General features: G+C 73.5%; 9 protein-coding genes. All 9 read right to left on the reverse strand.

Annotated elements, in window-relative coordinates; all coding sequences use genetic code 11:
- Positions 1-146: 146 nt before the first annotated feature.
- The gene (locus ACRWK7_RS04375; protein ID WP_431854969.1) at positions 147-3,386 is read right to left on the reverse strand and encodes a type VI secretion protein IcmF/TssM N-terminal domain-containing protein; all 3,240 of its coding nucleotides are present in this window, start codon (positions 3,384-3,386) and stop codon (positions 147-149) included.
- Positions 3,374-4,072, reverse strand: a complete 699-nt coding sequence (locus ACRWK7_RS04380) for a hypothetical protein (RefSeq protein ID WP_431854970.1) — start codon at positions 4,070-4,072, stop codon at positions 3,374-3,376. The genes ACRWK7_RS04375 and ACRWK7_RS04380 overlap by 13 nt, the downstream gene beginning before the upstream one ends.
- Positions 4,069-4,506, reverse strand: a complete 438-nt coding sequence (locus ACRWK7_RS04385; RefSeq protein WP_431854971.1) for a hypothetical protein — start codon at positions 4,504-4,506, stop codon at positions 4,069-4,071. Before ACRWK7_RS04385 ends, ACRWK7_RS04380 begins: the two co-directional genes overlap by 4 nt.
- A 3-nt stretch (positions 4,507-4,509) precedes the next feature.
- Entirely contained in the window at positions 4,510-4,893 is a 384-nt protein-coding gene (locus tag ACRWK7_RS04390) for a hypothetical protein (protein WP_431854972.1), read from the reverse strand.
- A gap of 14 nt (positions 4,894-4,907) precedes the next feature.
- A complete protein-coding gene (locus ACRWK7_RS04395) occupies positions 4,908-7,997 on the reverse strand; it encodes an ABC transporter substrate-binding protein (RefSeq protein WP_431854973.1) in 3,090 nt (1,029 codons plus the stop codon).
- A gap of 37 nt (positions 7,998-8,034) precedes the next feature.
- Positions 8,035-9,378 carry an HlyD family type I secretion periplasmic adaptor subunit gene (locus ACRWK7_RS04400; RefSeq protein ID WP_431854974.1) on the reverse strand — a complete coding sequence of 448 codons (1,344 nt, stop codon included), beginning with the start codon at positions 9,376-9,378 and terminating at the stop codon, positions 8,035-8,037.
- Positions 9,375-11,054 (reverse strand): ATP-binding cassette domain-containing protein, encoded by a 1,680-nt coding sequence (locus tag ACRWK7_RS04405; RefSeq protein ID WP_431854975.1) that lies wholly within the window; start codon positions 11,052-11,054, stop codon positions 9,375-9,377. The genes ACRWK7_RS04400 and ACRWK7_RS04405 overlap by 4 nt, the downstream gene beginning before the upstream one ends.
- On the reverse strand, positions 11,051-12,358 hold the full coding sequence (locus ACRWK7_RS04410) for a TolC family protein (protein WP_431854976.1): 1,308 nt from the start codon (positions 12,356-12,358) through the stop codon (positions 11,051-11,053). Before ACRWK7_RS04410 ends, ACRWK7_RS04405 begins: the two co-directional genes overlap by 4 nt.
- Positions 12,359-12,571: 213 nt before the next feature.
- Positions 12,572-15,020, reverse strand: a 2,449-nt coding sequence (locus ACRWK7_RS04415; RefSeq protein WP_431854977.1) for a beta strand repeat-containing protein, incomplete at its 5' end; no start/stop codon positions are given.

The raw sequence follows: 15,020 nt of genomic DNA on the forward strand, positions 1-15,020 counted from the left end.
TTATGGCCTTCTATTACAGTACTTGCCAAGTGACGTCACTATTCAAGGGGCGTTTTTAAAAATAGGTTAATGGCATTAAGGGTTTCGGTGGGTTTCGTTTGTCAAAATACGACAATTTGCGACGGAAATATTTTGTCACAGATCCTCTACCAGTGCGGGTAGGCGGCCGGCAGGTCCGGCAGTCGCAGCGGGGTCGGCGCCTTGCCGTTGGCCGTCACCGAGGCCGCCAGGAACAGGACCGTGTCGCGCGCCGGCAGGCCGGCGATGGTTTCGGTCGGCAGGACCATGCGGATGAGCGCACCGGCCTCCGACGCCGGCGCGCCGGGCTGGGCTCGGCCCTTGAGGAGACGCAGCAGCGCCCACGGCCCGTGCTCGACCACGGTGAGGGTGTCGCCGGCCATGGCCGGCGTCCCTCCGCTTGCGGCGCTCTTCGGGCGGAAGGGGGAGCCGGCGGCCCAGCGGAAGCTCAGCAGGATCGGCTGCCCGGCGCTCCAGGCGAGGCGGTTGCCGCTTCCCCCCGCGCCGACGGCGGAGGTGCCGGAGCGCACCGACCAGTCAATGATGTGCTCCGCGCCGACCTCGGCCGCCCGGTTGACGCCGTAGGTCAGCTCCACGGTCATGCCGGCCGGCCGGAGCGCCGCCTCCAGCAGCGGGCGCGCGGCGTCCATCCGGTCGGCGAAGGCCTTCAGCTCGGGCGGCAGGGTGCGACCGGGCGGCGCCTTCGCCGCGTCGAGCAGGCGGTAGAACTGCCGGACGTCCTCCGGGTCGGCGTCGGGCGCGCGCCCCGCGCGGTCGGGCCGCACGAAGGGGAACCGCCCGGCCAGCATCTCCGAGAAGGCCGCGCCGAGCTTCGCCAGCGTCGCGTCGGCAGCCTCGGGAAGACGGTCCGGCGCGGGCCGCGGGATGGGTGTGGGCGGCGGCGCCATGGTGACGGCCGGAGTGGCTTCCGGCTTCTCGGCGACCGCCGGCGGGGCCGGAACAGGATCCGGCTTCGGCGTCGCCTCCACCGGCGGCTGGGGCGGCGGAGCGGGGGCCTTGGCCGCGGGCGCGGGCTTGGCCGGTTCCGGCTCCGGCGGCGGGGCGGGCGCCGGTGCGGGAGCTTCCGGCCGGCTGGCCGCCACTTCGGCCACGCGGTCGGGCAGCGCGGCGAGGGTGGGAGAGACCGCCAGCGCCGGGCCGCCGTCCGACTGCACGAACAGGCGTCCGACGTGTGGCGCCTCCAGTGCGAGCAGGTCGGCGCGCGCCGCGGCCCCGGCGGTGGAGAGCATCTCGACGATCCGCTCGGCCGCGTCCCGGCCCGGCAGCTCGCCGATGGCCGCGCGCTGGACCAGGGCCTTCACGGCCTCCGGCAGACCGGAAGCCGGCGCCAGCACGGCGTTGGAGATCGGCCACGCCGCGGCGTCGGTCACGCGCTCGACGAGGCGGCGGACCTCGGCCGCGTCCTCGGCGGACGGCTCCTCCGGCAGGGCGCGCAGCCGGTCGGCAAGGGCTTCGGCGCGCACGCGCAGGGGCGAGCGGGTGTAGAGCTCCTCGGCCAGCGGTTCGGCGAGCCGGACGGATTCGGCGCGCACGGCGGCGGCGATGGCGCGGGCGTCGAGGTCGGGCAGGTCGGCTCCCGCGGCGATGCGGGTGGTGAAGGTGTCGCTGGCCGGCACGGCGGGCCGGCGGACGTGGCCGAAGACGCTGTCCGACAGCTCGACCAGCTCGCTGAAGTGGCCGCGCCGCCGGAACCGCTCGTAGCGGTCGAGCGCCGCGCGCCGTCCGGAGACGCGGTCGATCTGGTCGGACAGGCGCCGCAGGCCGGGCAGGTCCTCCACCCGGCGCGGATCCGCCACCGGCGGCATGTCGGCGAGACCGTTCCTGGGCAGCAGCGCGTCGCGGATCGGGCGCAGCACCGCCCGCCGCACCGTCGCCGCGGCGAGCCGCCGCTTGTCCTCGTCCAGCCGGCTCAGCAGCGACGTCGGCAGCAGCGGCGTGGCGAGGGTGGTGTGCTCCATCTGGGCGGTGGCGGCCAGGATCCGGCCGATCACCTGCGGGTCGCCGACCCCGTCGCGTCCGGCCAGGCCCTTGCGCAGATCCGCCACGCCGGCGGTCACCGCCGGAACCGGCTCCGCCACACGGGCGGCGCCCTGCCACGCCATCGCCGACAGGGCGACGACGGAGGCCGCCAGCGCGCCCTGCGCGTGGCGCCGGCGCCGCCGCGCCGTCCGGAAGGCGCGGTCGGACGGGCGGCCGTAGCCGGCTTCGGCCAGGGCGCGGCCGGGCAGGAGGTCGCGCGCGAAGACCGGACGCCGCCCCCCGGTCACGGTGCTGTGGGCGCCGGTCAGCGCGATGCCGTGCAGCGGGAACGGCTCGGCCCCCTCGGTCGGGCGCAGCACCCCCTCCAGGAACAGCGCCAGCGGGTCGCGCGCCGCGTCGAGGGCCAGCGGCAGCAGCAGCAGGCCCGGCCGGGCGGTGCCGGCTGCCAGGGCGTCGGCCTCCAGCCGTGCGAGGTCGGCGTGCAGGGCGCCCGCCGCCGCGTCCACCCAGCGCGGGTCGAAGGCGTCCGCCCAGTCGTGCGGGTTGGTCCAGCCGAGGGCGCCGTCCAGCATGCCGGCCGGGACGGCGGCGCAGAGGTCGGCGAAGCCGTCCAGCGCCTCCGCCCGGGTCACCACCACGTGCACGGGACAGACCACGCCGAGGCCGTCCTGCAGGGCGCGCAGCCGTTCCCGCAGGGCCGCGGCGCGGCGGACCAGGGCGGCGCGCGGGGCGTCGCGCTGCGCCGCGGCGCGCAGCTCGTCGGCGCCGACCATCAGCAGGACGCCGTCCAGCGGGCGGCGCATCGGCCGGGCGCGCATCGCCGCCAGCAGGGCCGGCCACGCCTCGTCGAGCCGGGCGCCGTCGGCGGAATCGGTGCCGGCGTGCAGGATCGCCGCGCCCTCGCAGAACCACCACGCGCCGGCCTCGCCGTTGCCGTCCTCCGGCCAGCGGACATGGGTGGGATCGGTGGCGAGCAGCGCCGGCCCGCCGACCCCGAAGGCCACGAACCAGGGGATGTCGCCGCGCCGCAGCGGGCCGCGCATCTGGCGCTTCAGGATGTCCAGCCCCTCGCCGTAGACGCGGGCCAGCGGCGCGAGGGTGGATGCCGCGGCGGGGGCGGGCGGGGCCTCCCGGCGGATGCGCAAGGGCGCCGGTGCCTTGCGGACCGCCGCTGCGGCCTTCGGCCGGGGCTTCGCTCCGGCTTTGGCGGGGGGGCGCAGGGCGGCGGCGAGCCGCGGCCACGCCGCGCGGGCGATGCGGTACGCCACGTACAGCGGCACGCCGACCAGGGCATAGGGCAGAAGGGTGGCGATGGCCGTCCCGATCGCGGACAGCAGCATCTCCAGCACGACCATCAGTAGGACCATGCGAGCCCCATGTCCTCGATGGCGGCGCGGGCGCCGCGCAGGTCGGCGGCCAGGTTCTCCGTGGCGCCGGTCCACAGCAGATGGCTGGCGAGCAGGAAGATCGCGGCGACCGCGCTCAGCGCCCACCACCAGCGTTTGGCCGACGGCCGCGCCTCCCCCGGAATGGCGCCGCCGGGCGGTTCGTAGGCGTGCGGGCTGGGGCGTCCGCTCTCGTTCCGCTCGCCGGCCGCGATGCGGTGCAGCGAGGGACGGCGCGCCGCCGCGTCGGCGTCCTCGGCGAAGCCGAGCGCCAGCACGGCGAGGTAGACGGAGGCCAGATCGCGGTCGGCCTTGTCGCCCAGACGGATCAGGTCGTCGGCCTGGACGAAGAGGATCTGCAGGGTGCCGTTGGCGCCGAACAGGCGCTGGGCGACGACCGCCTCCGCCGGGCGGGTCTGGGCGAGCGCGCGGTCGGCCAGCATCGCCATGGCGAACACCGCCTTGACGGTCGCGCCGTGGGCGCCGGGGCCGTGCTCCGCGGCGGCGTCCGTCATGGCGCGCAGCCTGCCGGTCAGGTGGTCGGCGGCGGGCCCGGGCGCGGCGCAGCAGGCCGTCAGGTCGGCGACGAAGGGCCGGAACAGCGCCATCGCGCCGGGCGGCGTGCCGGCGCGGGCCACCGGGCGGGCGCTGTCGAGCACGGCCGTCACGGCGCACCGCCTTCGGCGGCGAAGCCGTCCGGCCCGAGCCGCAGGCGGACCGGCGCCGTCCCCGCCAGCCGCGCCCGGTGGGCGCCCGGCGTGGCGTAGCGCGCGTAGACGAAGGTCGCGACCGGCGCCGCATCGTAGGGCGGCAGGCTGTGCAGGGCGATGGTCTGGCCGGGCACGACCTCCCACGAGGCGATGGCGATCCGCCCGCCCGCCTCGCGGCGGAGCGCGACCCGCGTGCGGAACCACGCGGCCGCGTCCAGGCCGTCGAGCCGTTCGGCGAGCGCCGCGTCGCCGACCCGCACGACGTCGACGGCGACCGGCCGGCGGCCGTTCGCCGCGTCGTCCGCCTCGATGCGCAGGGCGTCCACGCCCGGTACCGGCGCCGCGGCGGCACACCCCTGCAGCAGGAGAAACGCGATGACCACGCCCCGCATCGTTCAGCTTCCCGGGGCAGTGGGCGGCGCGCCGTCGCCGACGCAGACGTAGCCGGCGGGCGTGTGGCGGTACCAGTTGCCCAGCGCCTCGGCGCAGGGCGCCAGCACCCGGTCGGCGGGCTGCGCCATCGCCGTCGCGGGGGCCGGCCCGGCGGAGCCCGGATCCACGGTCGCGGCGCGGTTGGAGACGGCCAGGGTCTCCTCGTCCTGCTCGACGATCATGACATAGCGGGCGCGCCGCGACGGGTAGCGGATGCCGACGTCGTACTCGCCGTCGGCGATGCGTTCCAGGATGGCGGGCGAGGAACCGCCGCCCAGCGGCGCGCAGGCGGAGCCGGCCAGCAGGACCGGCAGGGCGCCCAGCAGGACGTATAGGTTTCGGATCACGGGCGGCCTCATGCTCAAGCCGGAAGCGGGGATCGGGGGGCGGAGGCGGCGAGCTGCACGGCACCGGCGTCCGTCAGGTCGGGCGGGGTCGGGTCGATGCCGGCGTCGGCCAGCGTCCTGTAGACCGACCGCCACACCAGCTCCGGCACGGCGAAGCTGGCGTCGTGGTCCTTGACCCAGAAAATCAGGTTGTAGCGGCACAGCCATTGGCCGCCGACGCTGTGGAATCCGTCGTAGCGGACGAAGGGCTGGGCGCCGGCGGCGCTGGGCATGACCCGTTCGGTGGCGCGCAGCGCGGCGGTCAGCAGGGCGGCCATGGCCCCCGGCTCGTGGCGGCCGTCGGCGAAGTACTCCAGCCGCATCCAGACCCGCTCGACCGCGCTGAAGTTGATGACGGTCGCCTCCGACGCCTTGGCGTTCGGCATGGCGACGATGAAGCCGGCGGCGTTGCGCACCCGCACCGTGCGCCACGTCATGTCGACCACGACGCCGCGCACCACGTCGGTGATCTGAATGCTGTCGCCGATCTTGAACGGCCGCTCGATGTTCAGGACGATGCCGGAGAAGACGTTGGCGATGTTCGCCTGGATGGCGAGGCCGACGACCATGCCGACCAGACCGGAGGCCGCGAGCAGGCTGGTGATCGGCTGGTTCAGCACGAAGGCGATGATGCCGCAGCCGGCGAAGCCGAACACGATCAGCGTGGAGAAGCGGCGGACGATGCCGGGGATCTTGCGCTGGGTGCGGATCTCCAGCGGCGTCCAGACGAAATGCTCCATCGTCCGGTTGACCAGGATCGCCGGCACGATCCACCACAGCACGGCGAAGCCGTTGACCACCGTCGCCACGCCGCTGGGCGGCAGGGCCGCCACCGCCCAGTCCAGCGTGATGTTGCCGGCCGACATCAGCAGCAGCGGCCAGGACAGGATGCGCATGAACAGCGTCTGGATGCGCCAGAACTGCCCGCGGTCGCGCCGGTCCATGAAGGCGGCGAAGACCGCCAGGACGGCGCTGAAGATGGCGATGTAGACGAAGAAGTCGCGGTTGATGACGTCGCGTGCGGCCAGCGCGTCGGGCACCACCACCACGCCGAAGTCGACGCGCGAGAAGTCCGGTTGCGGCCGGCCGAAGCCGACGTAGTTGGGGTCGCCCTCACTGCTGACCGAGGCCACGTCCTGCGAGATGGAGGCCCGCGCCAGCCGCCAGCCGGGCGCCGTGGCCAGCACCCGCGCGGTGCGCAGCTGGTCGAGCAGGGCCGAGCCCTCGGACTCCCCCTCCAGCGCGCGGCGCAGCCGGTCGGCGAGGCCGGGCTCGGCGATGGAGGCGCTCTCGGCCGCCGCCATGGCCTTCAGCTTGTCCACGAAGTCGCCGGTGTCCACCAGCGCCATGCCCAGCACGTCGGTGACGAACATCACGTTGTTGCGGTTGAGCGTGCGGTGGCGGAAGCTGATGCCGGCCATGTGGCTGCCGTAGGCCAGCCGCTGGCCGGAGAAATCCAGCGCGAAGCGCCCCTCGATGCGGTAGGCGGCGTAGGTCATCACCTCGCCGCGCTCCTCGCGGTACGGTTTGCCGAGATCGACCGGCTTGACCGCGTTGGCGAAGACGACGTCGGCCGGGTTGAAGGCGCCGCGGTAGCGGAACCACACCGTCAGGCTCAGCGTCGCTTCGTTCCGAGCGGGGTCGAGGTCGCGCACTTCATGCAGCTGGACGCCGGTGTAGATGACGTTCGTCTTGTACATGAAGCGGTCGTTGACGTAGAGCGCCCGGCCGCGCGTCACCTCCTCCAGGTAGTTGGAGACCCCGGCCTCGCGGATGGGCTGGAGCTGGGTCAGCGCCGCCACCGGGTTGAGGCCGTTGTAGGTCGCCATCATCACCGGCAACGTCGCCTGCCCGCGCCCGTCGAAGGTCCAGGTGCCGACGTTGCCCTGGAAGGCCGTCTCCGCCCGGTCGTGGTCGGCGATGGCGCGGCGGATCGCCTCGCCGTGGCCGTCCACCTTGCCGTCGGCGGGGACCGCCCTGGCGACGGCCTCGGCGATCAGGCCGACGCCGTCGTTGCCCATCGCCGCCGCCCAGTCGGGCACGGCGTTGAAGCGCTTGACGTACTGGCCGTAGAAACGCTGCGCCTGCTCGTTCGCCGTGTCGAACAGCACCGGCGAGGAGACCAGCAGCCCGTGCCCGTAGGCTTCCGGCGGCTGCGCCTTGGGCTGGTTGCGGACCTGGGCGACGATCTCGGCACGGAAGGCGCTGGTCGCCATCTCCGACGTGCCGGCGACCAGATTGCGCACCCCGGCGTTGCGCAGCGCCACCACCACCCGCGCGCTGTCCGCCGCCGAGCCCAGCACCACGACGGCGCCGGTCGGCATCTTCTCCTTCACCGTCTGCCCCAGCGCCGCCATCTCGGTCGCCCCGGCCGCGCCCGGCGCGTAGGTCCACTGGGCGACCAGCTTGGTGCCGAAGCGCTGGAGGATGGCGTCGAACTGCCCGGCCAGCGCCGCGGCCTGCTCGGAGTCCTCGCGGATCACGGCGATGGTCGGCTCGCCGACCACGTTGCGGACGTAGTTGGCGAGGAAGCGGGTCTCGTTGGCGCGCTCCAGGTTGATGCTGAACAGCCAGGGCTGCGCCGGCGCGTCGGCCGGGCGGACGGCGGGGCGCGCGGCGACCAGCGGGATCTTCTTCTGGGCGTAGATCACCGCGGCGCCTTCCGCGGCGTCCGGGTGATGGCCCAGCGCGGCGACGACGGACGGGTCGGCCGCGACGCGCCGCGCGATCTCCAGCGACTTCGCCTTGTCGCCCTCGTCGTCGAACGCCTTGACGACGACCGGATGGCCATTGATGCCGCCGGCGGCGTTGAGGGTGTCGGCGCGCAGCGCCGCCCCCTTGCGCAGGGCCTGCCCGAGCATCGCGTCCGGCCCGCTGAGCGGCCCGATCACGGCGATCGCCACCGGCTCGCGCGCCTGAGCCCCGAGGAAGCCGGCGCGCACCACCAGCGACACCAGCAGCGTGACGGCCATGGCCGCCGCCAGGATCAGCGCGAAGCGCGCTTTCTTGGTCAGCGTCGACCAGCGCAGCGGCGGCCGGGAGCGGGGCTTCAGGGACGTCAGCATGCGGGTGTCCGGTGCAGAGGGATGACGGTGTGCATTCTCAGCGCTCCTGCATCGCGTTCTGGAGGGCGCCGAGGACGGGCGAGAAGACGTAGTCGAGGATCGTGCGCTGCCCCGTGACGATGCCGCAGGTCACGCGCACGCCGGGGAACAGCTCGTAGGTCTTCCCATGCCGCTCGAAGGAGGTGACGGGAAGCTCGACCCGGACCTTGTAGTAGGGCTGCTTGTTGGCGTCGGACAGCGTGTCGGGGCTGATGGTGAGCACCCGCCCCTCGATGTGGCCGAAACGCGCGGCGTCTCCGCTCGCCAGCGTCACCGCCACCGGCTGCCCGGCGTGGACGTAGCCGATGTCCTGCACCGGCAGGCGCGCGTCGATGACCAGCCGGCTGTCGCGCGGCACCAGCTCCACCACGGTCTCGCCCGCCTTGACGACGCCGCCCTTGGTGGACACCGCCAGCGTCTTGACGATCCCGTCCATGGGCGCCTTCAGGCTGGCGCGGTCCAGGCTGTCCTGGAAGCGGGTCAGGCGCTGCGACAGTTCGCGGTGGTTGCGCCGCGCCTCGTCCAGCGCGCTGCGGCTCTCCTCCTCGTACTTGCGGCCGATCCACACCAGCTTGGCACGCGCCTCGGCGAGCGCCGCCTCCGCCTGGGCCAGGGTGGCGCGGTCCTCGGCGATGGCGCCGGTGACGCGGGCGTCGTCGCGCAGAAGCTCCAGGTGCTTCATGCGGTTGGTGATCTCGCGCTTCAGCAGGGTCTCGCTGATCCCGAGCTGCTCGCGGATCAACCCCTGCGCGATCTGGGAGCCGGCGACGCGTGCCCGGACGGCCGCCGCCTGTTGCTCGCGCTGCAGGATGTCCTGGCGCTGGATGTCCAGGTCGGAGGCGAGGCGGTCGCGCCGGGCGCGGAACAGCTCGCGCGCCTGCGCCACGACGTCCGGCTTGCTGCGGGCGAGGTCGGCGGGGAAGTCGATGCTGTCCCGCCGCCCGACCTCGGCGTCCAGCCGGGCCACGTCGGCGGCGAGGGAGTCGAGGCGGATGACCAGCTCCTCCAGGTCGGCGCGGGTCTTGGTCTGGTCCAGCTCGACCAGCACCTGTCCGGCGGTCACCGCGTCGCCTTCGCGGACGAGGATCTCCTTGACGATCCCGCCCTCGAAATGCTGGACGCTCTGGTTGTAGGCGAGCGGCACCACGTCGCCGGGGGCGTTGCTGGTGACGTTCAGCTCGGCCACCGCGGCCCAGGCGACGGCGGCCGCCAGGGCGGCGAAGCTCAGGGCGAACAGGCCATCGCCGAACCGGCCGTCCGCGTCGGCTTCCGCGGCGGCGGGCGCCGGGCCGGTGACGGGACGCGGGACGGGCTTGCGCAGCAGGTCGGGCAGGGCCTTCATGACGCGGCGGCCCCCACGCCGGCGCGCAGCACCGCCCCGTCCTGCGCCGCGTCCAGGTCGAGCACCAGCGAGGCGCCCTGCAGGATGCGCGGGTCGTGCGAGGCGATGACCACCGTGTGCCCGGTGCGCGCCAGCTCGATCAGCGTGCGGTAGACGACGGCGGTGCCCTCGGCGTCCAAGCCGTCGGTCGGCTCGTCCAGCACCATCAGCCGCCCGCCCACGGCCAGGGCGCGGGCCAGGGCCAGCCGGCGGCGGTGGCCGAGCGGCAGCTCGTGCCCGAAGTTGCGCAGCGGCGTGTCCAGCCCCTGGGCGCAGTCGGCGACGGTGCGGTCGGCGCCCGTGCGGTGCAGGATGGTGTGCAGTTCGCTCTCCGACAGCCGCGGGTTGGCGAGCAGCAGGTTCTCGCGGATGGTCAGGTTGAGGAAGGTCGGCTCCTGCGGCAGGTAGCCGATCTGCTGGCGCCACCACGCCGGCGCGAACTTGCGGATGTCGACGCCGTCGGCCAGTACCGCGCCTTCCTGCGGTTCGGCCAGCCCGGCGATCAGGCGGACGAGCGTCGTCTTGCCCGAGCCGTTGCGGCCCTTCAGCACCAGGATGTTGCCGGCCGGCACCGTCGCCGACAGCCGGCGCAGCAGCGGCGTCACGCCGCCCGGCGGCGTGTAGGTCAGCTCGCGGAATTCCAGGGTGCCGGCGTAGCGCGGCAGCATGGTGCCGCCCGGCGGCTCGACCGGCGTGCGGGCGAACTGCTCCAGCCGGGCCTGCGCCTGCCGGGCCATGGCGACGGACTCGCCGATCTGCGCCAGCCGCGAAAATGGGGCGAGCGCGCGGCCGACCAGCAGGTTGACGCCGATCAGCGAACCGACGTCCAGCGCCCCGCGCACCACCAGCACCGCCCCCACCGCGGTCACCGCGACGCCCTGCAGCGCCTGGAGGCTCTGCGCCGCCGACTGGGCGCGGCCCTGGCGCATCGACATGCGCTCGCGCAGCGCCCGCAGCAGGCGCGTGGCGCGCTGCCACTCCGTCAGCAGCGGCTTGGCGCCGCCGAACAGGGCGATGGAATCGCGCCCGACGATGGCGGCGGTGACCAGCCCCTGGGCATCGGCCCCGGCCTGCGCGAGGTCGCGCCCGACCCCGCGCATGTCGGCCTGGGCCAGCAGCCCGGCACCGATGGACAGCAGCGTGAAGGCGACGCAGATCACCGCCAGCGGCCAGCTGATCAGCGCCACGATGAGGATGAATCCCGCGGCGAAGGGCAGGTCGAACAGCGTGGCCAGCGTGGCGGAGCCGAAGGCGGCGTCGATCTGCTCCGGTGCCCGCAGGGCTTCGCGCCGTGCGGAATCGGCCTGGGCGGACGACGCGCCGGCCTTGGCGGTGAGCAGGACGCCGAACGCGCCGGTCGCCGTCCGCTCGTGATCGACGCGGCCGATGCGGCCGGCGATGCGCAGGCGGACGTGGCGGAACAGGTGCTCGAAGGCGATGGACAGGACGACGCCGACGGTGAGCGCTACCAGCGTCGAATCCACCCCGTGCGCCACGTACCGGTTCAGCACCAGCATCGTGTAGAAGGAGGACGCCAGCCCCAGCAGGTTGGCCGCCAGCGACGCCGCCGCGACGCGCGCGGTCAGCCGTCCGTTGGAGCGTAGGCGGACCAGCAGGCCGTTCATCGCGCCGGTCATGGCTGCCGCCCCGTGCCGCGTTTCGGCGCCGGCCTGGACAGGTCGTCGAGCGAGCGCCGTCCCATAGGGTCCAGCCGGGGAGCCGGCTTCAGCTGGATGTCGGTGCTGGCCAAGCGGCCGGTGGTGGCCAGCAGCCGGTAGCCGGCCAGCACCAGCTCCGTCTCCGCCGCCAGCGCGTCGCTGCGCGCGTTGATCAGCGTGGTCTCTCCCGTCAGGATGTCGATCAGCGAGCGGCTGCCCAGCTCGCGCTCCGCCCGCGCCACGTCGAGGAAGCCCGCGGCCAGGCTGGCCTGGTCGTTCAGCAGCGCCGCCTGCGCGCGGGCGCTTTCCAGGCGCGTCCAGCTGTTGCGGACGGCCTCCAGCGTGGTCCGCTCCTGGTCGGCCCAGGTCGCGTCGGCGGCGCGCAGGTCGGCCTCGGCCAGCCGGATGGTGTTGATGGCGGTCAGGCCGGTGTTCAGAGAGTAGGTGACCTGGATCTTGAACAGCAGCTCGTCCTGCCGGCCCGGCAGGCCGGCGACGTCGCGCTTGACGTTGCGCTCGACGAACCCTTCGATGCGTGGATAGAGCGTGCGGCCGCGGATCGCCGCCACCGACTCCTGCGCGGCGGCGGTGGTCAGCGCCAGCTCCTGCAGGCGTGGGTTGTGCCGCCGCGCCTCGTCCACGGCGGCGGCCTCGGTCGACGGAAGCGGCGTCCGCGCCGCCGCAAGCACCTCCGCCCCGTCCAGCTGGAAGGGGACGTGGCCGAAGAAGGCCTGGAAGCGGCTCAGCGCGTTCTGCATCGCCTCCTGCGCCACGACCCGGCGGGCCTGCGCGCCGGCCAGCTGGCTCTTGGCCTGCAGAACGTCGGTGGTGAAGCCGAAGCCTTCCTGCAGGCGGACCTCCTCCAGGCCGGTCTGGCGGCGGATGTTGTCCTCCGACTGCTTGGCGTACGCCTGCAGCCGGTGCGCGCGGACGAGGTTGGCGTAGGCCGTCAGCCCTTCCACCAGGAGTTCCTGGCGGGTGCGCTCCACCGCGATGTCGGCGCGCACCACCGAGACCTGCGAGCGGCGGATGTCGGCGTTGGTCGCGTCGAAGTCCCAGATGAGCTGCGTCGCCCGCAGCGACAGCTGCTTGGCGGCCATGTCCGTGCTCGGGCTGCCGGGCGGCTTGTCGGTGCTCTCGCGCCCGCCGTTCACGGACAGGCTGAGCGTCGGGTACCAGCCGCCGTAGCTGACGCGCAACGCGTTGCGGGCGGCGTCGGCGCCGGCCACCGCTGCCCGCAAGCGGTCATGAGTCTCCACCGCCTTGGCAATCAACCCGGCCACGTCATTGCGCGTCGCCGCTATTGCAGGTTGTGCAAGGCAGGAAAGGCCAAGAACAAGCACAGTATGATGGAGCAGGGAACCACTCATTGAACTTTAAGCTTGGCCGTTTCTGCATGAACAGGAGTTGACAGTATCGTATGGCGCGGGCTGCAAGGATGACATTTTAGGTATTCGAGCCGCTGCCGTTCCTATGATTTTCAATCTGCTCGTCCATCAATGGGGCGAATATGCAACCTGGGTGTCGCCGGGGGGGTGGGGGTACGTTCCGGAGTCGTGCGTGTCGGCGACCCACGCCGAAGCCTCCGTCCCCGCAGGATCCTGCGGGGTGGCGGCCGGGTGCGGCGTCCCCAGGGCGGTGCGCAGCATCGCCGCAAAGTCCGAACCGCCGATTCCGGAGTCCGGAGTGCCGGGCCCGGCGGCATGGCTCTGCACCACGCCGTCCACCCCCGCCTTCACGTCGAACGACACGCCGGCCACCTCGTGTTGGGTGCCGTCGGCCATGGTCATGCTGGTGGTGCCGAGCACCCGGTTGCCGGCCACGCTGGCGTCGGTGGGTGTGGCGGTCGTCATGATGGACGCGATGCCGGCCTGCGCCAGGGTCTTCAGCTCGCCCGGCCGGCTCACGCCGTCGCCGTCGGCGTCCTGCCAGACCAGCAGCGTGCCGTAGTCGGCGTCCGCCGCGTCGATCCGCCCGTCGTGGTTGCCGTCCAGGGAGGCCAGCGCCTCCAGGCTGCTGTTGAAGCCGGTGCCGAACTTCTCCGACACCAGCTCGTGCGCACTGTCGATGCGGCCGTCGTGGTTGGTGTCGCGCGCCAGCAGCGCGTTGCCGGCGCCGATCCAGCCGGTCTGGTCGGCGACGCCGTCGCCCGTCACGTCGAACCGCACCCCGTCCGACAGCGGCCGCAGCGACAGGCCGTGGCCGGTCATGTCCAGCACGATGGGATCGCTGGCGACGGTCGTCAGGCGGATGTTGTCGACGGTCAGCACCGGGTTGACGCTGTTGTCGGTGGTGTCCGAGACGCCGAACCCCAGCGACACGGTGGTGTTGGCGGGGATGACCACGTGGAAGGTGCCGCTCTTGCTCTCCGCCTTGGCCAGCAGGGTGACCGTGCCGTTCACGCTGACGAAGCCGAAGTCGAAATAGCCGGTGTCGCTGAACGCGAAGCTCCAGTCGAAGGACAGGGTGGTGTCCTTGGTCACCGTGATGGTGCTGGCCAGCTTCATGGCGTGGCCGGCTGAGGGGGTGGCGCCCACCGCCGCCGCGATGGCACCGGTGGACAGGCCGAGGTAGGTCTCCAGCTCGCCGGACGTCTTGCCGACCGCGGAGGTCAGCGTGCCCTGATGCCCGTCGCCGCCGGTGGTCGCCGACGCTCCGCCGGTGGACAGCCAGCCGGTCAGGCCATGGTCGAAGGATCCGTTGGCCACCAGCACGGCGGGGTGCAGCGTCACCGTGTCGGTCTGGCCGGAGAAGGCGCTGCCGGCGCTGGTGTCCACGGTGGCCTTCGTCCCGTGGGTGCCGGTGGTCTGGTCCCAGGCCCGGATGGTCAGCGCGCCGGACACCGTCTCGGGAACCGCGGCGTTGGGCTGGAAGTACAGTCGGTCGGCCGGGCGCAGCAGCAGGGCGGCGTCCGTGTCGTTGACCGTGCCGACCAGCGCCCAGTTCGCGCCGCCGTCGGTCGAGAACCACCAGTGGCCATAGGTTTCGTGGGTGCCGACCAGCGCGATGCCGGTCACGGCGCCGCTGTCGCCGTCGGTTACGTTCGCCGTCCCGGCGCCGTTCAGGCCGACGAGTGACGACACCGCGATCCCGACGGTGCCGGCGGTGGGCACGGCCGAGGCTTCCGCCGCCGTGGAGACCGCCAGGGCGGTGTCCAGCAGAACCGGCGATGCGTTCGGCGGGACGACGGTCACGGCGACGGCGGCGGTCGCTGTCAGCGCGCCTCCGGTCCCGCTGCCGCCCTGGTCGTCCACCACCACGGTCACCGTGTCCGCCCCGGTGTAGGAGGCCGCCGTGTACTTCAGGCCGTCGGTCGCGGCGAGCAGGGCGTTGATCGTGGCCACGGTCGCCCGGATGGTGACGGTGCCGGTTCCGCTGCCGGTGATGACCGCGTCCGTTCCGCCGTCCGCCAGGGTGAGCGTGCCGTGGCCGGCCGTCAGGGTGACGAGGACCGGTGCCGATCCGGCGTCGATGTCCGACACCGACAGGCCGGTCACGGCGACCGCCACTCCCTTGACGGTCGTCAGCGAGGCGGTGGCGGTCGCGACGGCCGGCGCGTCGTTGACGGGGGTGACCTCCTGGGTCAGGGCGACCGTCGCGGCGCTGTACGCGGTGGCGCCGCCGACGCCGGTGGTGGTCAGATCGACGACGGCCCTGGAGGTCACGGCGCCGCCGGACCCGTCGATCAGCCGCACCGTCAGCGCGGGCGCCGTGCCGTTCCAGTCGGACGCGGGGACGAAGCGCAGCGTGTCCGCCGCGGTCATGATCAGCGCGGCGCCGTCCGACACGCTGCCGATGGCGGCCCAAGCCGAGCCGTTCCAATATTGCCAGACGCCCTGTGTGGCGGTCGCCGCGTTGCCGACGATGGCGACGCCGGCCAGGGCATGCGCCGACGAGCCGCCGGCCACCGCGTCGGCGGCGTCCGAGAACAGCGTGCCGAACAGC

It is taken from the genome of Azospirillum sp. (assembly GCF_050789165.1).

What these genes read in the sequence shown, in the direction of transcription:
- ACRWK7_RS04400 (WP_431854974.1), bottom strand. Translation starts at nt 9,378, where the DNA reads ATGAAGGCCCTGCCCGACCTGCTGCGCAAGCCCGTCCCGCGTCCCGTC.
- ACRWK7_RS04385 (WP_431854971.1), bottom strand. Translation starts at nt 4,506, where the DNA reads ATGCGGGGCGTGGTCATCGCGTTTCTCCTGCTGCAGGGGTGTGCCGCC.
- ACRWK7_RS04395 (WP_431854973.1), bottom strand. Translation starts at nt 7,997, where the DNA reads ATGCTGACGTCCCTGAAGCCCCGCTCCCGGCCGCCGCTGCGCTGGTCG.
- ACRWK7_RS04375 (WP_431854969.1), bottom strand. Translation starts at nt 3,386, where the DNA reads ATGGTCCTACTGATGGTCGTGCTGGAGATGCTGCTGTCCGCGATCGGG.
- ACRWK7_RS04405 (WP_431854975.1), bottom strand. Translation starts at nt 11,054, where the DNA reads ATGACCGGCGCGATGAACGGCCTGCTGGTCCGCCTACGCTCCAACGGA.